Source organism: Sphingobacterium sp. lm-10 (assembly GCF_023554555.1).
Lineage (GTDB): Bacteria > Bacteroidota > Bacteroidia > Sphingobacteriales > Sphingobacteriaceae > Sphingobacterium.
Map to the genome: position 1 here is coordinate 1 of NZ_JAMJWC010000002.1, position 18,693 is coordinate 18,693.

The window sequence follows — 18,693 nt, forward strand, 5'->3', positions numbered from 1 at the left end:
TACTCACCACGCATCATGATCATTTCTTTAAAGAACTTTCTCGCCGCCGCATCGCGCTTTGGCCTTTTATATCTTACTCTCTCGAGCTTGACGTTTCATTTTGTTTACCCTTCCTCTCGGTTGGGATTGCAAAGGTAGGAATCTTTTCTGAACTTCCAAATTATTTGTGAAAATAATTTGAGAATCTCCCCTTCTTAATTCATGTGATTATCCAAGCCTAAACCCAAATAAACCCACTTTTATATCCTTTCACCACTCTTCCTCCCTTGCGGAGTGGTGCAAAGGTAGAATACTTTTTAGGACTTGCAAAATAAATCTTCAAATTTTCTCACTGCATGCCTGATTTACCTCTCATCAATGATACTCAATACCCTGATTTCAAACCTAATGCCCCACTAAAAATAAATAGTATCGCAAGAGGGTTTTATAATAACGCAGGATCTTCTCCAAAATTGCTCAAGCGAATCTATTAAATTATATATATTTGGATAAAGGGGCATTAAAGCATTAAAATGAATATTATATACGGACTGGATCTATTAGGTACAATGATGTTTGCGATATCTGGAGCGATGGCGGCCAATCGAAATAACGTAGACGTATTTGGTGCTGGGTTCATGGGATTTGTCACGGCTATTGGCGGAGGATCTCTCCGAGATATCTTCCTCAACATCCGTCCTGTATGGGTAGAAGACGGCAACTATATTATGGTAATCTCTTTGGGGGTATTAATTTCGCTTACCTTCAATAAGCAGTTGTACGCGCTAGCGCGTACATTAACATTATTTGATGCTATAGGTATAGGTTTTTTTACGGTGGTCGGCGTAGAGAAGTCACTGAATTATGAAAGCAACGCTTTTGCAGCGGTGCTGCTTGGGATGTTTTCTGCCTCCATGGGCGGGGTAATCCGGGATGTACTACTCAACCGCACTCCTTTAATCTTGCGTCGCGAGATTTATGCGACAGCCTGTATCGCCGGGGCGACACTTTTTGTAATTCTAGACAACTTCACTGTCGACCCAGCGATTAATGCCTTTGCCAGCGCGAGTCTGGTATTTACTATTCGGATTATTTCTGTTCGTTACAACTGGTCTTTACCCGCTGTGAAGCAAATTTATCCGGGAAAGTCATAAATAGGAAGCGATAGTCATCTATCGCTTTTTCTTTTGCTGAGGGAAACGCATTTTGTAAGAAGTCCGCACCTCTCCTTTAGCTATGGCTTCTAACTTCGATTTTAGCATTGCTTTTTTCAAGGGCTTTAACTTATCCAGGAACAATTTGCCCTCAATATGATCGTATTCGTGCTGCACTACACGAGCGGCTAGCCCAGTCAACTCCATCTCATATTCCTCGAAGTTCTCATCTAGGTAGTTAATGATGATGTTCTCTTTACGCATCACTTCTTCATTGATATGTGGAATACTTAAGCAGCCTTCATTAAACCCCCACTCCTTTCCGCTTTGCTCTACCATGATCGGATTGATAAATACATGCTTGAAGTCTTTCGCGGTAGGATCTCCTGCACCATCTTCATCATCTTCACCAAAAGGAGACGCGTCGATCACAAACAATCGAATTGGCAAGCCTACCTGCGGTGCCGCTAAGCCCACACCACTAGCGGCATACATGGTATCGAACATATCTTCAATCAGTCCTTTTAGATTAGGATAATCCTCTTCTATCTCTTGTGCTTTTGTACGTAATACAGGATCTCCGTAAGCTACTATAGGTAATTTCATGCTATTATTATTTTGCACCGCAAAGTTACCAATTATTCGCCAGTGTACATATTATCGGCAATAGATGTGCTTAAATTCGAGCTCTTGCCTTATTTCCTCATCCGATTGAAACAGAACAAACCAACTTATAACAGCCAGATCGTAAGGCCGAATAGAAAAAATGGTAGTTTTGAGGGATGCAAGTAATTTTGGACAGGTTTACAACGGCTCTTGGCGAGATCATGAAAGAAGAAATCACGGTGATCAGACGCGGTAACGGGGTGATGGAGCTTTCTTCCGAGAAAATGCCGATGCGCTTATGGCTTTATCCAGACCACGTTAGCGATAGAGCCACCAATAGCGATAGTATAAAGACCATTCATATCGATGTACATGTACTGACGAACGATATGGCCAAAGTGCTTGCACGAATACGCACTATCGCAGGATGTGGACGCCGCTTGTATGCGCGGCAAACCGTCGTAGCCAGGGTGGACAAACGCATTACATTGGCATTTCTTACAGAGCATCACTTACAAACTGCCATGCCTGGAAAATACCGGTACGGATTATACTTTGATGGGGAGCTGGTTAGTATAGCCGTATTTAGCGGTGGGAGAAGGATGCAAGGGCAGCCAGAACATTACCGATCTTTTGAGTTGATTCGCTTCTGCCACAAGCGCGATTTCATTGCTATTGGCGGTTTGTCCAAATTGATCGCCGCTTTTAGAAAAGATTTCAATCCTGGAGATCTCATGACTTACGTAGACCGGGATTGGTCGCAAGATTCCTCTTTGCAGCAGATCGGCTTTAAAGAAGAAGGGACGCTCGCACCACAATCCATCACCTTTAATCCGATGGTCTCAGACCTTCTCTCCGAAGAAACTGAGCGGCTGACGATCTCCAAGATGAATAGCGGAAGCACAAAGTTGGTCTTACGATTCGCCAATTCGGTTTAGTTTTCGCTATATTTAGACCTCAAAAAAATAGACATACATGACACGTAAACTACGCATGGGTATGGTTGGCGGCGGCCAAAATGCCTTTATTGGCGCGGTACATCGCATAGCAGCTTTTATGGACGGCAAGATTGATTTGGTTTGTGGCGCGTTTAGCTCCGATCCTGAAAGAGCAGCCGAATCTGGTAAAGCTTTGTTTTTACCACAAGACCGCGTTTATCCAGATTATAAAACGATGATTGAGAAGGAAGCAGCACTTCCCGAAAATCTTCGCATGGACTTCATCAGCATAGTAACTCCTAATTCTGTACACTTTGGCCCTGCCAAACTTGCGATGGAAAATGGTTTTGATGTGGTGGTAGACAAGCCGATGACTGTATCGGTCGAAGAAGCCAAAGAATTGCAAGAAATCGTAGCACGTACTGGTCGTACACTCGCTCTTACACATACTTACTCGGGATATCCGATGGTAAAGCAGGCTAAAGCGATGGTAAAAGCAGGGCATTTCGGAAAAATTAGAAAGATCGTCGTAGAATATCCACAGGGATGGCTTGTACGATTGACGGATAAAGAGAAAAGCGGCGGCGCTGAATGGCGTGCTGATCCGGCAAAGTCTGGAAAATCGTTAGTAATGGGAGACATTGGCACACATGCAGCTCATCTCGCGGAATACATTTCTGGCTTAAAGATTACTGATCTATGTGCCGATCTAACCTCTTTTGTGGACGGAAGAACTATGGACGATGATGGTTCGGTATTACTACGTTTCACCGAAGGTGCAAAAGGTGTATTAATGGCATCACAGATTTCTGCCGGCGAAGAGAATGCCGTACGTATTCGTATATATGGCGAAAATGGTGGTTTAGAATGGGCAAATGAAGAGCCGAATACCTTAATAGTAAAAATGCTAGACCAACCACGACAATTGTATCGCACAGGAAATGCCTATGCTGCTCCTTATACTTTAAGCTCTTTTGCCACACATAACACTCGTATTCCTTCGGGGCACCCTGAGGGCTTACTCGAAGCATTTGCCAATATTTACCGTAATTTCGCGGAAACGGTATCTGCTAAGCGCGATGGCCAAACGCCATCTGACGAAAATTTAGATTTCCCAACTGTGGATGATGGTGTTCGAGGTATGACGTTTATTGATACGGTGGTACGCAGTAACGACAGCAACGAGAAATGGACAAAATTTGACGTGTAACCATGATCGGTGAGCCGAATTTGAAAACACTAGTAGATCAGGCGAAAGATAATCTTTCGCCTGATTCATTATTAATCATCCTCGGGCCTACTGCATCTGGAAAGACCGCATTAGCAGTAAACCTGGCAGAGCAGCTCAATGGGGAAATCATATCAGCAGATTCCAGACAGGTATACCGACGTATGGATATCGGGACTGGAAAAGATTTGGATAGCTATGGCGAGATTGCCTACCACTTGATTGATATCGCGGAACCTGGCGATCGGTATCAGGTAGACCGATTCCGACACGATTTTTTCCAGGCATACGATGGGATCTTATCCCGCGGGAAACAGCCAATTTTGTGCGGCGGCACAGGTTCCTATATACAATCTATTCTTCAGCAATCGCTTTACACACAAATACCGAAAGATTCGGCGCTACAAGCCGAGCTGGCATTGCGCTCAAAAGAAAACTTGATCGAGGACATCACGCGATTGGGTATTCCTAAAGATTATAGAATAGATTTTCACAACCATAAGCGCTTAGTTAGGGCATTGGAGATCAGCTTGTATCTCGAGCAACACGATCCAACGCTACTACCTCCGCAGGTTCTTAGTAATTATTACGCTATTGGAATAAATCCCCCGCTTCTAAAAAGACGTGAAGCTATCCATCAGCGACTTTTACAGCGTTTGGAGCAGGGATTGGTCTCCGAAGTGCAAAACCTACTGTCTCTCGGTCTTACCCACCATGACCTCGACTATTATGGTCTAGAGTACCGTTATATAAGCTTATTTCTGCAAGGCACTTTGTCCTATGATGCTATGGTAGAAAAGCTAAAAACTGAAATACAGCGATACGCCAAACGGCAGATGACCTATTTCCGAAAAATGGAAAAAGATGGCATTTCGATCAGTTGGACACCAGCTTTCTAAGCTAGAAGAAGTTACTTTTTTAAACAACGAAATTAAGACATCAAATTATAACGGCAATGTAAGTTTTGCAAAATTGTATTGTGCGCAATGCAATTTACTGTATTTTTGTGTTGTGAATAATGCAGAAAACAACAAACAGCTGAAGTTAAATAACCAGCTATGCTTTCCCATCTACGCTTTAGCTCGGGATATCATCGCCGCTTATCGTCCTTTTTTAGAGGCTATTGATATCACTTACCCGCAGTATTTGACGCTTTTGGTATTATGGGAAAAACAGGAGCAAACCGTATCCCAATTGGGTGAACAGCTTGATCTGGATAGCGGAACGTTAACGCCGCTATTGAAAAGATTGGAACAAAAAGGTTTAGTGTACAGAAGGCGAAGTACGACAGACGAACGCAGTGTACTCATTACCCTTACCGAAGCTGGCGTCTCTTTACAAGCTAAAGCGGCCAATATTCCAGCGAAACTCATGCAGGCTATGCCGGTATCGTCTGAGGAACTGGAAACTCTTCAACGCATTATTTGCAAAATTCGTAAAAACATTCATAAAATTTAAAGACATGAAAGAACTGTATCGTATTGGTGCTACCGCTACTGGAGGTAGAGAAGGGCACGTTAAAAGTGAAAATGGCGTTGTGGATATAGAGGTAAGAATGCCAAAAGGATTAGGTGGTCAAAATGATGATTACGCCAATCCGGAAATGCTGTTCGCGGCAGGATATGCTGCATGCTTTGATAGTGCTTTGAGCCTTGTTATCAAAAAAGAGAAAGCTCCTGCCGGAGAAACTTCGGTGACGGCCTTCGTAGGTATCGGACAAATAGAGGGGGGTGGTTTTGGATTATCTGCCGAGTTGAAGGTCAATATCCCGGGCGTTTCACAAGAGGATGCGCAGGCATTGGTAGAAAAGGCACATCAAATCTGTCCGTATTCGAATGCAACACGCAATAATATCGAAGTGAAACTAAACGTAAGCAACAGCTAGGTATTCACTATGGAAATTCTCGCAAGTATATTGACTGCTGTGGTGGCCATTGAACATCTGTATATTCTATGGATGGAAATGTTTGCCTGGGAAACAGTTGGAAAAAAAACATTTGGAAAAGCGCTTCCAGCAGAATTATTTACCCCAACAAAATCTTTAGCAGCCAATCAAGGTCTGTATAATGGTTTTTTGGCAGCCGGATTAGGCTGGAGTTTCCTGATTGAAGATGCTTTATGGTCTTCCAATATTCGTTTATTCTTCTTAGGCTGCGTTGTCATTGCGGCACTATACGGCGGAATCTTTTCATCTAAAAGCATTTTGGTGAAGCAAGGCCTTCCAGCTATACTCGCTTTTGCCGCTGTACTGGCGGTACGTTGTCTGGCCTTTTAACCCTTCGCCATCAAATCATTATATTTTAATAATAAAAAAACATATGTCATTACTAGAAGATCTAAATTGGAGACATGCCTGTAAAGCATACGATCCGACTAAAAAAATACAAAAAGAAGATTTAGAGCAGATATTAGAAGCTGCTCGGCTTGCCCCTTCTTCATCTGGTTTGCAACCATTCAAACTAATTGTGGTAGAAGATCAAAACCTAAAAGATCAGATTGCTCCTTCAGCATTTAATCCTGAGTGTGCTCGTGAATGTTCTCACATTTTAGTTTTTGCTGCATGGGATAGGTATACGGAAGAACGTATTGATACGATGTATAACTTTACTACCGATGAGCGCGACTTACCAAGAGGGCGATTTGAAAGCTATACCGACATGTTAAAGAAAATGTATCTGCAAGAAGCGGCTGAGTCTAACTTCGCTCATATTGCCAGACAAACTTACATTGCCTTAGGCCTGGCATTAGCACAAGCGGCAGAACTAAAAATTGATAGCACTCCAGCAGAAGGGTTTGACAATGCTGCTGTTGATCAAGTTTTGGGTTTGGAAGCGATGGGCTTGAAAAGCGTGAGCTTAATGTATATCGGTTACGCTGATAAAGAGCGCGACTGGCTTGCTCCAATGAAAAAAGTACGTTGGCCAAGAGAAGAATTTATCTTGGAAATGTAAAAACAAAAAAGGTCGCTCCCTGAAATAGAGAGCGACCTTTCTGTAATGTCTTGATGACTATAACTTGATTTCTTCTTCTTTTGCGTTGAAGAAATGAAATTCAGTCAAATAATACGAAGCTACGGGTTTGACCTTAATCCACTTACCGTATTTCAGCAACCATTTTACACGCCTGGAGATCCATCCTTTTTTAATATATGCATCAATATATGGATGCACAAAAAGGGTAATGCTTTTCTCATTTTGTTCTTGCAAGATGAAGCTCAAATTACTTTCAATATCATCTAGCAATACAATACTTGAGCGGATCTCTCCTGTACCATCACAAGCCGGACATTTCTCGCTGGTTACTACGCTCATCTCTGGGCGTACCCGCTGCCGGGTGATTTGTACCAATCCGAATTTGCTCGGCGGAAGAATGGTGTGTCGGGCACGATCGCCAGCCATACATTCCTTTAGGAATCCATAGAGATCTTTGCGATTAGTGGCCTTGTGCATGTCGATAAAATCGATCACTACAATACCACCCATATCGCGTAAACGAAGCTGACGGGCAATCTCTTTTGCCGCCTCTTTGTTTACAAGGAGTGCATTATCCTCTTGATTCTCTTTGCTGGCTATACGGTTCCCACTGTTTACATCAATAACATGCAACGCTTCAGTATGCTCGATAACGAGATAAGCGCCGCCATGTAGGTTTACCGTTCTGCCAAAGGATGCTTTAATCTGCTTCTCTACACCGTAGTGCTCAAAGATAGGTTCTTTATGTTTATAGAACTTTACGATTCGCTCCAGATCCGGCGAGATCTCCTGTACATAGGATTTGACCTCTTCAAAAATTCCGGCATCGTTCACGTAAATATGACTGAACTCGTCGGTCAATATATCTCGGAGAATGGTAGAGGCACGATCCATTTCGCCCAACACTTTATGTGCGGGTTCTACATCTTTCAGGCGCTTGGTAAACAGTTCCCATTTAGAAATCAAATCCTGTAGATCTTTCTGCAGCTCCTCCACACCCTTTCCTTCGGAAACAGTACGGACTATGACACCAAAGTTTGGTGGCTTTATGCTTTCGACAATCTTCTTTAGACGGTTACGCTCGGCGTTACCTTTGATTCGCTTGGAGATGGAAACAGAACTGGAGAAAGGGACAAGGACCGCAAAACGGCCTGCGATAGATAAATCCGAACTCAGGCGAGGGCCTTTGGTCGAAATAGGTTCTTTGGCTATCTGCACAGGAATGAGTGTATTCTTGGACAATACGTCCGAGATCTTCCCTGCCTTATCGATATCTTTCTCGAGTTTTAAACTACTGAGCAGTTTCTCTTGATAACTGCCATTCTTTACTATTCGGGAAAGCTTGAGTAGTGACTGAACTTGTGGACCAAGGTCGAGGTAATGCAGGAATGCGTCCTTTTCGTATCCTACGTCTACGAATGCTGCATTGAGTCCTGGCATAATCTTTTTGATACGACCGAGGTAGATGTCTCCCACCGCATAGTGGTTGTCCACCTTTTCAGTGTTCAGTTCTACCAACTGCTTGTCTTGTAGTAAAGCAATAGTCACCCCCTTATCGGGAGTTGAATCGATGATTAATTCCTTTACCAACAGCTATTTCAATTATGGACAGATACAGACTCGCTCCATATCTTTTCTAGGTCCAATAAAACAAAATTGTTTAATTAAAAACGGAAGATTCTCCTGCCTCATTACGAGGCAAGAGAATCATTCCAAGATGACAACAAGTGTCTCCCTCCAAAAAATAGAGGGATCAACCTATTTCTTCTTATGTCTATTTTTTCTTAAACGTTTTTTGCGCTTGTGAGTAGCCATTTTGTGTCTTTTTCTTTTCTTTCCGCTTGGCATAGCTTTAATGTTTTTAAATGATTATAAAATAATATGTTAATTACTTGCTCAATTCCTCAATCCTGCGTTCGATGAATTGAGATAGAGTTGGATCGGCAGCCATTTCCTTGCTTTTTTGAAACGCAGCAATAGCTTCATTCTTCAACCCAATATTTTCATAGCTTGTTGCTAGATAAAAATACGATTCTGCATCAGGCTTGATCTCAATGACCGTAAGAAAGCGGTCTACAGCACGGTCAAATTGTCGTGACTGCATAGAAAACAAACCTAATGTTTTGTTGGCCTCGAGGTTTTTCGGATCGCTCGCTACAACTTCCCGCAATATAGCAATTCCCGCCATAGGATTGTTGGTACCAGTCACCATCGTAGCGCCAAGTCCGGTTTTTGCAGCCAAGCTGCTTCCATCCAAATCAACAGCCTGTTGGTACGACGCCATAGCCATACGGTTCAGTTCTCTTGCTAAAACAGTGTCCTGCAAATTAGTGTATGCTTTGCGATACGCATCTCCAGCTTGCAACCAGTATTCGAACTTCGGAGCGGTTTTGGCCATCTCCTCATACACAAATCCCTGCGGAGCATATTTTGCGAGATCATCCCATTTGTTAGCAAGCTTCTGCAATACTGCGATGCGCTCTTCGCCTTCGCTACCTGCCAGCTGTGCTTCCAATTCAGTGATCTCATCAGCCAAAGTTGCATTCATACCCTGTTTAGACATGGCGGATACGTCCTCCATGGTAAACATTGGCATCGTTCCATCGTTGCTCGCTGTCTCTGCAGCCTGAGGCTCTGTGACTAAACCTTTGATAGGCTGTGCCAATAGCAGTCCCATTACCAGAACTACTGCCAGCACAACCACAATCTGTATTTGTTTAGTACTTTTCAAGGTTACTTATTTCTTGTTTCCGCTTTTTACTTTTTCTACAAACACTTTGGCCGGCTTGAAGCTAGGAACAAAATGCTCCGGAATGATGATAGCGGTGTTTTTTGAAATGTTACGCGCGGTCTTCTCAGCTCTTTTCTTCACTACGAAACTGCCAAAGCCTCTTACGTACACGTTCTCGCCGCCAACCATAGCGCCTTTTACCACCTTGAAGAATGCTTCTACTGTCTCTTGAACATCTACTTTCTCTAAACCTGTCTTGTTTGAGATTTCTGCGATGATTTCTGCTTTAGTCATATTGTGTTATATACTGAATTTTCATTACAACCCCTAGGCGCACAGCACTTTGGGGACGCAAAGGTATCGCTTTATATTGATGTTTAAAAATAAATATCGCTTTTTAGCCTGCTAGGCCATATAATCCTAATGCCGCGATATTCGTCCTTAACCCCCAGCTCCTCCAAAAAAGGAATCGCAAAGATAAAACTTTATATCTGTATATCAAACAGTTGTTTCACTTGCTCTTCTATTGATTTTTGTCGAAAAACCAGTAAGTCGGAGCCTTTCGCGGGCTTAATATTTAATATAAAATGGTGAACTTAAAATCTAATGGATTGAAGTACGTAACAAGGTCAGCAATAAGTACGTCGCCATATTTCACATATAATGTTGCAAAATTCTCAGAACGCTCTTGCAATCCACCACCTGGAAATAGTCGATCTTTGACTCGCTCAATCTGAATTAAGCCTTCCTGATGATTTCTTTTATCCGATTTAAGCAGCTTCTTTTCTAAGCTGTTAATCGCCTTCTTTAACCGAGCTTTCACCGCCTCTGTACTTGGACCCAAGCTAGGGTCGATCTTGTGCGTGCGTAGCTTCATCTTCCCGAAGATGGCATTTAGCTCCATCCACTCATCCCGCAAGGTGAGGCGATGCTTGGTGTAACGCCGCACGTATTCATTCTTCAATACATCTAACGGCTTAAAAATACTTTTTAAGGTGAGATCCAGTCTGAAAATTTTACCTACGACGGCATCATCAGTTACGATAGCCGAATTTCGTGGTACCAGGATTGGAAACGGCAATTGATATTGATCGAAATTTGCTTTTAATTGTAACCAGTAAACAATCTCAGCACCGCCACCGATATAAGCTAAATTAGGCAAAATGAGTTCTTGGTATAGCGGGCGCATCACCACGTTAGGGCTAAAGCGTTCGGGATAATTAGCTATTTCTTGAAGTAGCTCCTCTTCCGTAAAAAAAATATTTCGGTGCAATACCTCAAAGCGTCCATCGTATGTACGAACCAGTCGTTCGCGAAAGGTATCCGTCAGATAAAAGAAGTTCACCTCGCGAGCATTAACCTGTGTTGCGTAGCCTCGTTCATTTAACAGCGACGACGTGTGCTCAATAGCGCGAAAGCTCGCCTCAGAGAGAATATCTTTCGCTATGATATCAGAAAACTGCCGCTTAAAAGATGGCCTGTCCGCATCGATAATGATTAAGCCATATTTTTTGAACAGTTGATGAACCAGCTTTCGGGTAGCATCTGCCAATGGCAATCCACTTAAGTATGCATCTTCTACCAATGTCGCCAAATCAGCCGAGTGCCCATTCAGACCAAGCATGCCAATATACTGCCGCACAACATCTACCATGTCTTCGGTAGGCATTCGCCCGGTAGCAGCCAACGATGGCCGATCCCAACTTACCTTTTTGCCATGTACGCGAGTGTGGTTGATTTCCTCAAAATCATGGTCCTCAGTAGCCATCCAGTACACCGGCACAACGTGCTGATCCGGATAAGCTTTGTTAAGATCCTGAGCCAGTCGTATCGCCGACACAATCTTAAAAATAAAGTACAGAGGTCCGGTAAATATATTGAGCTGATGGCCTGTCACGACAGTAAATGTCTGCGGATCTTGCAAGGAGTCTATCTGTTGGCGCACTTCAGGTGCGTCTTCCAGCAAACCGTCATACTGCTTTCGCAGTTCCTGCACCAACACAGTCCGTTGGTCGAGAGAGAAGGCACTTTTACTTTCGATCTGTTTACCGAAGTTCTCTAGCGTGGGATAGTGTCCATAAAATGGCGACAAGGCTTCGTCTCCAGCCAAGTACGCTAGTAGAGTCTTGGAAAAACTATTGGTATCTTTATAATCGATGTAAGTGGCTTTCATTCCTTTTCCAAAAATTTAATCTGCACAAAAGTAGTGCTTTTAGCGCCTGTTCGGTAGGGCACGATAAGATTTGACAAACAAATGAGTAGTTCAGAAAATAATTAAGAAGGCCAGCGGGTACTATCTCACGATGGTACCATAAAGATCAAAATCTTCAGCACGGTCAATGTGCACTTGCACAAAATCGCCAACACGCGCATATTCTGTCGTTGCATTGATTAGCACCTCATTATCTACCTCTGGAGAATCGTATTCTGTACGCCCCACAAAATAATCACCGTCTTTCTTATCGATCAAGACACGATATTCTTGGCCAACTTTCTCTTGATTCTTATCGTATGAAATGCCTTGCTGAATTTCCATGATTTGCTCTACACGGTATTCCTTGACTTCTTCAGGCACATCGTCCACTAAAGTGTGTGCATGTGTTTTTTCTTCGTGTGAATAGGTAAAGCAACCCAATCGATCGAACCGGGAATCTTCTACCCAACGAGCCATCTCGTCAAAGTCCGCTTCGGTTTCACCCGGATAACCACATATTAACGTGGTGCGCAAGGCGATATCAGGCACTTTATCACGAATCTTGTTGACAAGATCTATTGTTTTTTGCTTATCAATTCCCCGACGCATAGATTTTAACATATTATCCGTAATATGCTGCAATGGCATATCCAGATAATTGCAGATATTACTACGTTCGTTCATCACGTCGAGAATATCCATCGGAAAACCAGAAGGGTATGCATACTGCATCCTGATCCAATCGATACCTTCCACATCCGAAAGATGGCGCATCAAATCCGACAAGTTACGCTTACCATAAATATCCAGCCCGTAGTAGGTTAGATCCTGTGCAATTAGGATCAACTCTTTCGTGCCGTTCGAAGCCAAAAATTTTGCTTCTTTCACTAAGTCTTCAATAGACTTAGATACGTGCTTACCACGCATAAGCGGTATAGCACAAAATGAACAGGGACGATTGCAGCCTTCAGCGATCTTGAAATAAGAGAAATGAGATGGCGTAGTCAACAAACGCTCGCCAACCAATTCATGCCGATAATCAGCCCCAATACTCGACAATAGATCGGGCAGATCATTGGTTCCAAAATAAGCATCTACATTGCTGATTTCAGCTTGCAGTTCTGGTTTGTAACGTTCTGAAAGGCATCCGGTCACGATAACCTTATTTACTTTACCTTGTTCTTTGAGTTCGGAGAATTGAAGGATGGTATCAATAGATTCCTGCTTTGCATTGTCGATAAATCCACAAGTGTTGATCACGACAATATCGTCTGCCTGAATGTTGGAAGATTCGTGCACAACATCAATGCGGTTACCTTTTAACTGTCCCATTAATACCTCACTGTCGTGGATGTTTTTTGAACAACCCAACGTCACCACATTTACACGTGGTTTTCTCAACAATGGAGCTACCTTTTTTTCTTTCGTTCTCATACTATCTCTATCCGATGTCCAAACACGTTGATCTTTAGACAGATCGCATCTGGCATATCCTTGTTTTTGGTATAACCCTGCTTAATTAAATAGGGAGTCTACAAAATCTTTTTTCTGAAATAATTGCAAGTCCCCAATCTTCTCGCCTACACCGATATATTTTACGGGAATCTTGAATTGATCGGAAATCCCAATCACCACACCGCCTTTAGCAGTACCATCCAACTTGGTCAGTGCTAATGCATTGACATCAGTTGCTTCGGTGAATTGCTTACATTGCTCGATGGCATTTTGACCTGTCGAAGCATCTAACACGAGTAATATTTCATGCGGTGCATTAGGGACTACCTTCTGCATTACGTTCTTAATCTTAGTCAGCTCGTTCATCAAACCAACCTTATTGTGCAAGCGCCCTGCGGTATCAATAATCGCGACATCATCCCCATTAGAGACTGCCGACTTAACGGTATCGAACGCGACAGAAGCCGGGTCTGACCCCATGGGTTGGGCGACAACACGAACGCCAACACGCTCTCCCCACAACTGAATCTGATCGACAGCCGCAGCGCGGAAAGTATCTGCTGCACCGAGCACCACTTTATTTCCCGCTTCCTTGAGCTGATGTGCCAACTTACCGATGGTAGTTGTTTTACCCACACCATTGACACCAACAACCATAATCACATAGGGCTTATGGTCGCCGTATTCTAATCGCTCGAAGTCGTCGCTATTGTTTTCTGCCAGCAGAGATTGAATTTCATCACGAAGCAATCCGTGCAGATCATCCGTGCTTACGTATTTATCTTTGGCTACCCGCTTCTGAATACGATCAACAATCTTCAATGTGGTGGAGACACCTACATCCGAAGTCACTAGCACCTCTTCCAAATTATCTAGCACATCATCATCAATGGTCGATTTTCCAACAACAGCCTTCGTGATTTTGGAAAGGAAGCCATCCTTGGTCTTCTCCAGCCCTTTATCAAGTGCCTCATGGGCTTCTGGTGTCTCTTGTTTTTTCTTAAAAAAATCGAATAATCCCATGTTGAATTCTATTTGCTATAGGTGAAATGTTCACTATTATTCTCCACGCCATACTACGTTGAAGAAAGCCAAATATACTAAAAAAGCCCTTTTGGCAAGGACCAAAACGGCTATGAATCTTTTAAAAGGATGATCTTAAAAAAGAAAGGTACAATGCTTACTTGGAAGATCCAGCGACAACGTCTTTCACTTTGTCGTTGTGTACCATACTTTCTTTGAAAGTATAAGATCCAGTTTTAGCAGATTTAGCGGTAAGAATCACTTTAGTATACTCTTTACCACCACCTTTTTGTAATGATGCAACTGCTTTCTTTGCCATGGTTGTTATATTTTACGCGATGCACTAATGCTACAACAGTAGCTCAAGCAAAACCGCCGATTGATTACTTAATTTCTTTATGAACGGTTACTTTTCTCAACACTGGGTTGAATTTTTTCAACTCCAAACGCTCTGTAGTGTTCTTTTTGTTTTTTGTCGTGATGTAACGAGACATACCTGGAAGACCAGTTTCTTTGTGCTCTGTACACTCTAGAATAACTTGTACTCTATTTCCCTTTTTAGCCATTTTCTTACGCTTTATTTAGACCCTCACGGGCTTGAATTTCTAATAAATATTGACTTCTGATACAACAGGCTGTATAGTAGTAACTACTAAACGTATCCTTTTTTAATGAATTTATCGATAACCGCAGTTATACCGTTTTTGTTGATCGTCTTGATAGCAGCAGTAGATACTTTCAATGTAATCCAACGATCTTCTTCTGGAATGTAGAAACGTTTCGTTTGTAAGTTCGGGTAGAATTTTCTTTTGGTCTTAACGTTTGAGTGAGAAACGTTATTCCCTTTCAATGCTGCTTTGCCTGTTAAATCACAAATTCTTGACATGATATCTGATTTTTAATGTTGTATTTTGTTCAATACTCTCTTTTCAAAGAGTTTGCAAATATCTAAATTTCTTTTGGGATATGCAATATGACGATACAATATTTTTTCGAAAAACAAGTAATTTGCTTGTCTTAATTCAGGTTTTGGCACGAGATATGCCTAATAAAGAATGTCCTAGTATAGCACATTCTCACAGGTAAAAGCGATTGTGTTATACAGATTTCCCACAAAAGAACGTATTTTGCGGAACAGATTGGATCAAAAGGACGCTAAATAGTTTTCAACAATTCACAACATGAACAAACATTTACTCCGAGGCATTGCCTTACTCGTAATCGGTGCAATTACTACGACGTATAGCCTGAATTTGATGCAGGCAGAAAATGGCATCTATAAATTAATCATGACACTTGGCGTAGTATGCTTCGGTGGTGGAGTTATTTTAACAATGAATAGCTTGTTTCGGAAAATAGACCGTAGCACCTTGCAAAGACATCGCCGCGATCAGCAAAAGATCAAATAAAAATTGAATGATTCTTCGCACACAGGGTATAGCGCTTAAACTAACAAATTATGCGGAGAACAGTATTGTGGCTCAAATCTTTACGAAAGACCACGGCTTACAATCATATTTGATCCAAGGAGCCAAAAAGCCCAAGGCAAAGACTCCACTTGCCATCCTTCAACCTTTTCATCTCTTGGATTTATTGGTCTATCACAGAGATAACAATCAGCTTCAGCGGGTAAAAGAGGCACAACAATATCCGGTTTTACGACACATCCCCCTAGATATTGTTAAAAGTTCTATTGCGATGTTCTTAAACGAAGTGCTCTATAAAGTGCTTCGACATCAAAACCCAGATCCAATTGTGTTTCAATATGTAGCAGACTCCATACAGTGGCTGGATCAGGCGGCTACAAAATTGGGTAATTTTCATTTAATTTTCTTGATTGGCTTGAGTAGATACTTAGGCTTCTACCCCATTCGTACGGAAAAGCCATACCTCGACTTGCTAGAGGGCGTCTTTACAGATAGCTTACCAGCACACGCGCATATCATTGCAGAACCAACCACAAGCGTATTTCGAATGCTCATGCGCGCCAGCTACGAGACGATGCATGAGATCGTACTTTCCAAAGAAGAGCGTAGGTATCTACTAGAGAAAATACTAGACCTCTATCGCTTGCACACTGAAAATTTTGGAGAGGTACGTTCCTTACTGATTCTTGAAGAAATCTTTGCCTAAAACGACATCTCGTAAAATACAAAAGCCCGAGATTTCGCGATCTCGGGCTTTTACACAATAAATATATTTAATATCTAATCGTAGTCTTAAATAAGTTTTACATTTACCGCGTTAAGGCCCTTACGTCCTTGCTCTACTTCGTAAGATACGTGGTCGTTCTCACGAACTTTGTCTACCAAACCTGACACGTGAACGAAAATTTCGCTCTCGCCAGAATTTGGAATAATGAAACCGAAACCTTTAGTTTCATTGAAAAATTTTACTGTTCCTTCTTGCATTTTGTATTGATATTATTGTTCCATAAAGATATTGAATATATTCAATAATTGGGAATTATTTTTAAATGCACTTAAACCAAAAGAAAAAACTTTGGTCTTTCTGTAACAATTGAATAGTTTTAGACGTACATTATTTAAAAGACAAACACATGAAAAAATTCATCTATCTTATGGCCCTGATTGGCCTTGTATCGGCAAGTAATGCACAAACTATGACTGGAGATAATGCACGTAGGGTTTCTACTAGAGGCTACGCGGAAAAAGAAATCACACCGGACATCATTTACCTAGCTGTATCGCTGCGCGAGTACTTGGTTGATGGCAATTCGCGTAAGAAAGTAACAATTGAAACGTTGGAAAAACAACTGTTTGATGCAGCACTCAAAAACGGAGTGAAGCAGGAAGACCTAACTATCCAAAATATCTACAGCTACAACTATGAGACAAAAAAGAATAAAAATCAAGAATTGTTGCAAGCGCGTCAATACCGCATCAAGGTGACGGATTTATCGAAGTTAAATAGTTTATTCGACGAAGTAGACAGCCGCGGAATGCAGAGTACCTCGATTAGCGAATACGATCACTCGCAAAAACGCCAGATCGAGCGTGAGCTAAAAACAGAAGCCGTGAAAGATGCGCGCACTAATGCAGAAGTATTAGCCAGTGCAGACGGTCAGACAATCGGAAAAGCGATCTTGATCAATGACAACAGCTCTTTTAACTGGAATGACATCGTGCCAACAGGTCGCATGTATGCTATGAGTGCAAAATCCGCGGATTTTGCGGAAGGCGCGGTAGAAGAGAGCAATATCAATATCAGCATTCGCCCGATCAAATTAATTGCGAATGTGGACGCGGTGTTTGAATTAAACAGCAAATAGGTAAGATGAGTAAAACACGCATCTTTGCGTTGGTCGGAATAGTTGTGCTTGTCGCAGCTTTTCTGACCAATCCTAGTGAAGAGAAATACGAGGAAGTACTTCGTGCCAAAGCGAAAGAACTATTGACCTCACAACTCGATTATGAACATGAAGACGCCATGCAGCTCGGCATGATGTTGTTTGGAGACCGGGTGATTGATGAATTTTTGGCGAATAACGTCTATATCAAAAATTATTATCTGTTCTCTCTCGTCGAGATCAGATGGCAAGCAGAAGCCCAGGTCGTTGGTGGTGGTGCATTGGGGCAAGTTTGGCTTAGCTCCAAGATTGACTCTGAAGCCGACAAGATTATACTTATACTTAAAGATTTGTAATGCATTTGGACATTTTGTACGAAGATGAATATCTCATTGCGGTAAATAAGCCGCATGGTCTGTTGGTACACCGTTCATCCATCGCCAGTGATGCCAGCGAGTTTGCTTTACAAATTTTGCGGCAACAAATCGGGAAAATGGTACACCCTGCGCATCGATTAGATCGAAAAACTGGCGGGGTATTGCTCTTTAGCCTGAATCGAGAGATGGATGGCTTGATACAGTCTCTATTTGCAAACAGGCAGGTCAGCAAGAAATACCTGGCTGTACTGCGCGGTCATTCCGCTGCCGAAGGCACTATCGACTACCCATTAAAAAAAGAGAATGGCATGATGCAGGAAGCCATCACTCATTACAAAACATTGGCGCTCGCAGAAATAGATTTACCTTTTGGCAAACATCCTACATCTCGGTACAGCTTGGTGGAAGCGCAACCTGAAACAGGCAGAATGCATCAGCTACGCAGGCATTTTGCTCATATTCTACATCCGATTATTGGCGACAGACCACATGGTTGCAACAAGCAAAACAAGTTGTGGAAAGAAACCTACCAGATGGATACGATGATGCTGCATGCATCATCACTTTCTTTCATACACCCTATACTCAACACTTCAATAAGCATAGAAGCTCCAATACACTACGAGTTCGCCCGTGTATTGGCCACCTTACAGATATCTTCTGCAGATGTACATGTTCCCGATCTGCTACCAACAATGGATGTATAGCATTTTACGCTAGTAATCT

The 18,693-nt window shown here is 42.3% G+C and carries 24 protein-coding genes; 13 read left to right on the forward strand and 11 right to left on the reverse strand.

Annotated features, from left to right (window positions below; genetic code table 11):
* Positions 1 to 512 precede the first annotated feature (512 nt).
* The gene (locus tag M8998_RS09840; RefSeq protein WP_249992441.1) at positions 513 to 1,133 is read left to right on the forward strand and encodes a trimeric intracellular cation channel family protein; all 621 of its coding nucleotides are present in this window, start codon (positions 513 to 515) and stop codon (positions 1,131 to 1,133) included.
* Positions 1,134 to 1,151: 18 nt separating this feature from the next.
* On the opposite strand, the gene def is transcribed toward M8998_RS09840, so the two are convergent.
* Positions 1,152 to 1,739, reverse strand: coding sequence for a peptide deformylase (gene def, locus M8998_RS09845; RefSeq protein WP_249992442.1), 588 nt, complete (start codon positions 1,737 to 1,739; stop codon positions 1,152 to 1,154).
* Between the two features lie 176 nt (positions 1,740 to 1,915).
* Between def and M8998_RS09850 the strand changes: the two genes are divergently transcribed.
* Genes M8998_RS09850 through M8998_RS09880 form a run of 7 tightly spaced genes read left to right on the forward strand, consistent with a single transcriptional unit; the run spans position 1,916 to position 6,856 of the window.
* Positions 1,916 to 2,677: a hypothetical protein gene (locus M8998_RS09850; protein ID WP_249992443.1), complete on the forward strand. Its 762-nt coding sequence runs from the start codon at positions 1,916 to 1,918 to the stop codon at positions 2,675 to 2,677.
* A 37-nt stretch (positions 2,678 to 2,714) separates the two neighbouring features.
* Positions 2,715 to 3,887: a Gfo/Idh/MocA family protein gene (locus tag M8998_RS09855; RefSeq protein ID WP_249992444.1), complete on the forward strand. Its 1,173-nt coding sequence runs from the start codon at positions 2,715 to 2,717 to the stop codon at positions 3,885 to 3,887.
* Between the two features lie 20 nt (positions 3,888 to 3,907).
* The gene (miaA, locus tag M8998_RS09860; RefSeq protein WP_249992445.1) at positions 3,908 to 4,804 is read left to right on the forward strand and encodes a tRNA (adenosine(37)-N6)-dimethylallyltransferase MiaA; all 897 of its coding nucleotides are present in this window, start codon (positions 3,908 to 3,910) and stop codon (positions 4,802 to 4,804) included.
* Positions 4,770 to 5,363, forward strand: coding sequence for a MarR family winged helix-turn-helix transcriptional regulator (locus M8998_RS09865; protein WP_284040310.1), 594 nt, complete (start codon positions 4,770 to 4,772; stop codon positions 5,361 to 5,363). The genes miaA and M8998_RS09865 overlap by 35 nt, the downstream gene beginning before the upstream one ends.
* 4 nt (positions 5,364 to 5,367) lie before the next feature.
* A complete protein-coding gene (locus tag M8998_RS09870; RefSeq protein ID WP_249992446.1) occupies positions 5,368 to 5,790 on the forward strand; it encodes an organic hydroperoxide resistance protein in 423 nt (140 codons plus the stop codon).
* A 9-nt stretch (positions 5,791 to 5,799) separates the two neighbouring features.
* Entirely contained in the window at positions 5,800 to 6,180 is a 381-nt protein-coding gene (locus M8998_RS09875; RefSeq protein WP_249992447.1) for a DUF1304 domain-containing protein, read from the forward strand.
* Positions 6,181 to 6,223: 43 nt separating this feature from the next.
* The gene (locus M8998_RS09880; protein WP_249992448.1) at positions 6,224 to 6,856 is read left to right on the forward strand and encodes an NAD(P)H-dependent oxidoreductase; all 633 of its coding nucleotides are present in this window, start codon (positions 6,224 to 6,226) and stop codon (positions 6,854 to 6,856) included.
* Between the two features lie 57 nt (positions 6,857 to 6,913).
* On the opposite strand, the gene M8998_RS09885 is transcribed toward M8998_RS09880, so the two are convergent.
* The 9 genes from M8998_RS09885 to rpmB all read right to left on the reverse strand — a co-directional run bounded on the left by M8998_RS09885 (position 6,914) and on the right by rpmB (position 15,166).
* On the reverse strand, positions 6,914 to 8,467 hold the full coding sequence (locus tag M8998_RS09885; RefSeq protein WP_249992449.1) for an Rne/Rng family ribonuclease: 1,554 nt from the start codon (positions 8,465 to 8,467) through the stop codon (positions 6,914 to 6,916).
* Positions 8,468 to 8,765: 298 nt separating this feature from the next.
* Entirely contained in the window at positions 8,766 to 9,608 is an 843-nt protein-coding gene (locus M8998_RS09895; protein WP_249992450.1) for a tetratricopeptide repeat protein, read from the reverse strand.
* 6 nt (positions 9,609 to 9,614) lie between these two features.
* Complete coding sequence (locus M8998_RS09900) at positions 9,615 to 9,902, reverse strand: HU family DNA-binding protein (RefSeq protein ID WP_066755808.1); 288 nt, start codon at positions 9,900 to 9,902, stop codon at positions 9,615 to 9,617.
* A gap of 283 nt (positions 9,903 to 10,185) precedes the next feature.
* Positions 10,186 to 11,781, reverse strand: coding sequence for a bacillithiol biosynthesis cysteine-adding enzyme BshC (gene bshC, locus M8998_RS09905; protein WP_249992451.1), 1,596 nt, complete (start codon positions 11,779 to 11,781; stop codon positions 10,186 to 10,188).
* Between the two features lie 120 nt (positions 11,782 to 11,901).
* Positions 11,902 to 13,236 (reverse strand): 30S ribosomal protein S12 methylthiotransferase RimO, encoded by a 1,335-nt coding sequence (rimO, locus tag M8998_RS09910; protein ID WP_249992452.1) that lies wholly within the window; start codon positions 13,234 to 13,236, stop codon positions 11,902 to 11,904.
* Positions 13,237 to 13,317: 81 nt separating this feature from the next.
* On the reverse strand, positions 13,318 to 14,280 hold the full coding sequence (ftsY, locus tag M8998_RS09915; RefSeq protein WP_249992453.1) for a signal recognition particle-docking protein FtsY: 963 nt from the start codon (positions 14,278 to 14,280) through the stop codon (positions 13,318 to 13,320).
* Positions 14,281 to 14,437: 157 nt separating this feature from the next.
* Positions 14,438 to 14,599: a DUF4295 domain-containing protein gene (locus M8998_RS09920; protein ID WP_249992454.1), complete on the reverse strand. Its 162-nt coding sequence runs from the start codon at positions 14,597 to 14,599 to the stop codon at positions 14,438 to 14,440.
* Positions 14,600 to 14,663: 64 nt separating this feature from the next.
* Complete coding sequence (rpmG, locus tag M8998_RS09925) at positions 14,664 to 14,846, reverse strand: 50S ribosomal protein L33 (RefSeq protein ID WP_066755820.1); 183 nt, start codon at positions 14,844 to 14,846, stop codon at positions 14,664 to 14,666.
* 86 nt (positions 14,847 to 14,932) lie between these two features.
* Positions 14,933 to 15,166 (reverse strand): 50S ribosomal protein L28, encoded by a 234-nt coding sequence (gene rpmB, locus M8998_RS09930; protein ID WP_066755822.1) that lies wholly within the window; start codon positions 15,164 to 15,166, stop codon positions 14,933 to 14,935.
* A 295-nt stretch (positions 15,167 to 15,461) separates the two neighbouring features.
* Here rpmB and M8998_RS09935 point away from each other — a divergent pair, with 295 nt between their 5' ends.
* Positions 15,462 to 15,689 (forward strand): hypothetical protein, encoded by a 228-nt coding sequence (locus M8998_RS09935; RefSeq protein WP_249992455.1) that lies wholly within the window; start codon positions 15,462 to 15,464, stop codon positions 15,687 to 15,689.
* Positions 15,690 to 15,696: 7 nt separating this feature from the next.
* A complete protein-coding gene (gene recO, locus M8998_RS09940) occupies positions 15,697 to 16,413 on the forward strand; it encodes a DNA repair protein RecO (RefSeq protein ID WP_249992456.1) in 717 nt (238 codons plus the stop codon).
* Positions 16,414 to 16,499: 86 nt separating this feature from the next.
* Here the strand turns inward: recO and M8998_RS09945 are convergent, their stop codons facing one another.
* Complete coding sequence (locus tag M8998_RS09945; RefSeq protein WP_066755833.1) at positions 16,500 to 16,691, reverse strand: cold-shock protein; 192 nt, start codon at positions 16,689 to 16,691, stop codon at positions 16,500 to 16,502.
* 149 nt (positions 16,692 to 16,840) lie between these two features.
* On the opposite strand from M8998_RS09945, the gene M8998_RS09950 reads away from it, so the two are divergent.
* The 3 genes from M8998_RS09950 to M8998_RS09960 are packed head-to-tail and all read left to right on the forward strand — an operon-like array spanning position 16,841 to position 18,674.
* A complete protein-coding gene (locus M8998_RS09950; RefSeq protein ID WP_249992457.1) occupies positions 16,841 to 17,572 on the forward strand; it encodes an SIMPL domain-containing protein in 732 nt (243 codons plus the stop codon).
* Between the two features lie 5 nt (positions 17,573 to 17,577).
* Positions 17,578 to 17,946, forward strand: coding sequence for a DUF4359 domain-containing protein (locus tag M8998_RS09955; protein WP_249992458.1), 369 nt, complete (start codon positions 17,578 to 17,580; stop codon positions 17,944 to 17,946).
* Positions 17,946 to 18,674 (forward strand): pseudouridine synthase, encoded by a 729-nt coding sequence (locus M8998_RS09960; RefSeq protein WP_249992459.1) that lies wholly within the window; start codon positions 17,946 to 17,948, stop codon positions 18,672 to 18,674. The genes M8998_RS09955 and M8998_RS09960 overlap by 1 nt, the downstream gene beginning before the upstream one ends.
* Positions 18,675 to 18,693: the final 19 nt, after the last annotated feature.

Excerpts from the sequence above, each read along its gene's own strand:
- M8998_RS09840 (WP_249992441.1), top strand. The coding sequence starts at position 513 with ATGAATATTATATACGGACTGGATCTATTAGGTACAATGATGTTTGCG.
- def (WP_249992442.1), bottom strand. The coding sequence starts at position 1,739 with ATGAAATTACCTATAGTAGCTTACGGAGATCCTGTATTACGTACAAAA.
- M8998_RS09850 (WP_249992443.1), top strand. The coding sequence starts at position 1,916 with ATGCAAGTAATTTTGGACAGGTTTACAACGGCTCTTGGCGAGATCATG.
- M8998_RS09855 (WP_249992444.1), top strand. The coding sequence starts at position 2,715 with ATGACACGTAAACTACGCATGGGTATGGTTGGCGGCGGCCAAAATGCC.
- M8998_RS09865 (WP_284040310.1), top strand. The coding sequence starts at position 4,770 with ATGGCATTTCGATCAGTTGGACACCAGCTTTCTAAGCTAGAAGAAGTT.
- M8998_RS09870 (WP_249992446.1), top strand. The coding sequence starts at position 5,368 with ATGAAAGAACTGTATCGTATTGGTGCTACCGCTACTGGAGGTAGAGAA.
- M8998_RS09875 (WP_249992447.1), top strand. The coding sequence starts at position 5,800 with ATGGAAATTCTCGCAAGTATATTGACTGCTGTGGTGGCCATTGAACAT.
- M8998_RS09880 (WP_249992448.1), top strand. The coding sequence starts at position 6,224 with ATGTCATTACTAGAAGATCTAAATTGGAGACATGCCTGTAAAGCATAC.
- M8998_RS09900 (WP_066755808.1), bottom strand. The coding sequence starts at position 9,902 with ATGACTAAAGCAGAAATCATCGCAGAAATCTCAAACAAGACAGGTTTA.
- bshC (WP_249992451.1), bottom strand. The coding sequence starts at position 11,781 with ATGAAAGCCACTTACATCGATTATAAAGATACCAATAGTTTTTCCAAG.
- rimO (WP_249992452.1), bottom strand. The coding sequence starts at position 13,236 with ATGAGAACGAAAGAAAAAAAGGTAGCTCCATTGTTGAGAAAACCACGT.
- ftsY (WP_249992453.1), bottom strand. The coding sequence starts at position 14,280 with ATGGGATTATTCGATTTTTTTAAGAAAAAACAAGAGACACCAGAAGCC.
- M8998_RS09920 (WP_249992454.1), bottom strand. The coding sequence starts at position 14,599 with ATGGCAAAGAAAGCAGTTGCATCATTACAAAAAGGTGGTGGTAAAGAG.
- rpmG (WP_066755820.1), bottom strand. The coding sequence starts at position 14,846 with ATGGCTAAAAAGGGAAATAGAGTACAAGTTATTCTAGAGTGTACAGAG.
- rpmB (WP_066755822.1), bottom strand. The coding sequence starts at position 15,166 with ATGTCAAGAATTTGTGATTTAACAGGCAAAGCAGCATTGAAAGGGAAT.
- M8998_RS09935 (WP_249992455.1), top strand. The coding sequence starts at position 15,462 with ATGAACAAACATTTACTCCGAGGCATTGCCTTACTCGTAATCGGTGCA.
- recO (WP_249992456.1), top strand. The coding sequence starts at position 15,697 with ATGATTCTTCGCACACAGGGTATAGCGCTTAAACTAACAAATTATGCG.
- M8998_RS09945 (WP_066755833.1), bottom strand. The coding sequence starts at position 16,691 with ATGCAAGAAGGAACAGTAAAATTTTTCAATGAAACTAAAGGTTTCGGT.
- M8998_RS09950 (WP_249992457.1), top strand. The coding sequence starts at position 16,841 with ATGAAAAAATTCATCTATCTTATGGCCCTGATTGGCCTTGTATCGGCA.
- M8998_RS09955 (WP_249992458.1), top strand. The coding sequence starts at position 17,578 with ATGAGTAAAACACGCATCTTTGCGTTGGTCGGAATAGTTGTGCTTGTC.
- M8998_RS09960 (WP_249992459.1), top strand. The coding sequence starts at position 17,946 with ATGCATTTGGACATTTTGTACGAAGATGAATATCTCATTGCGGTAAAT.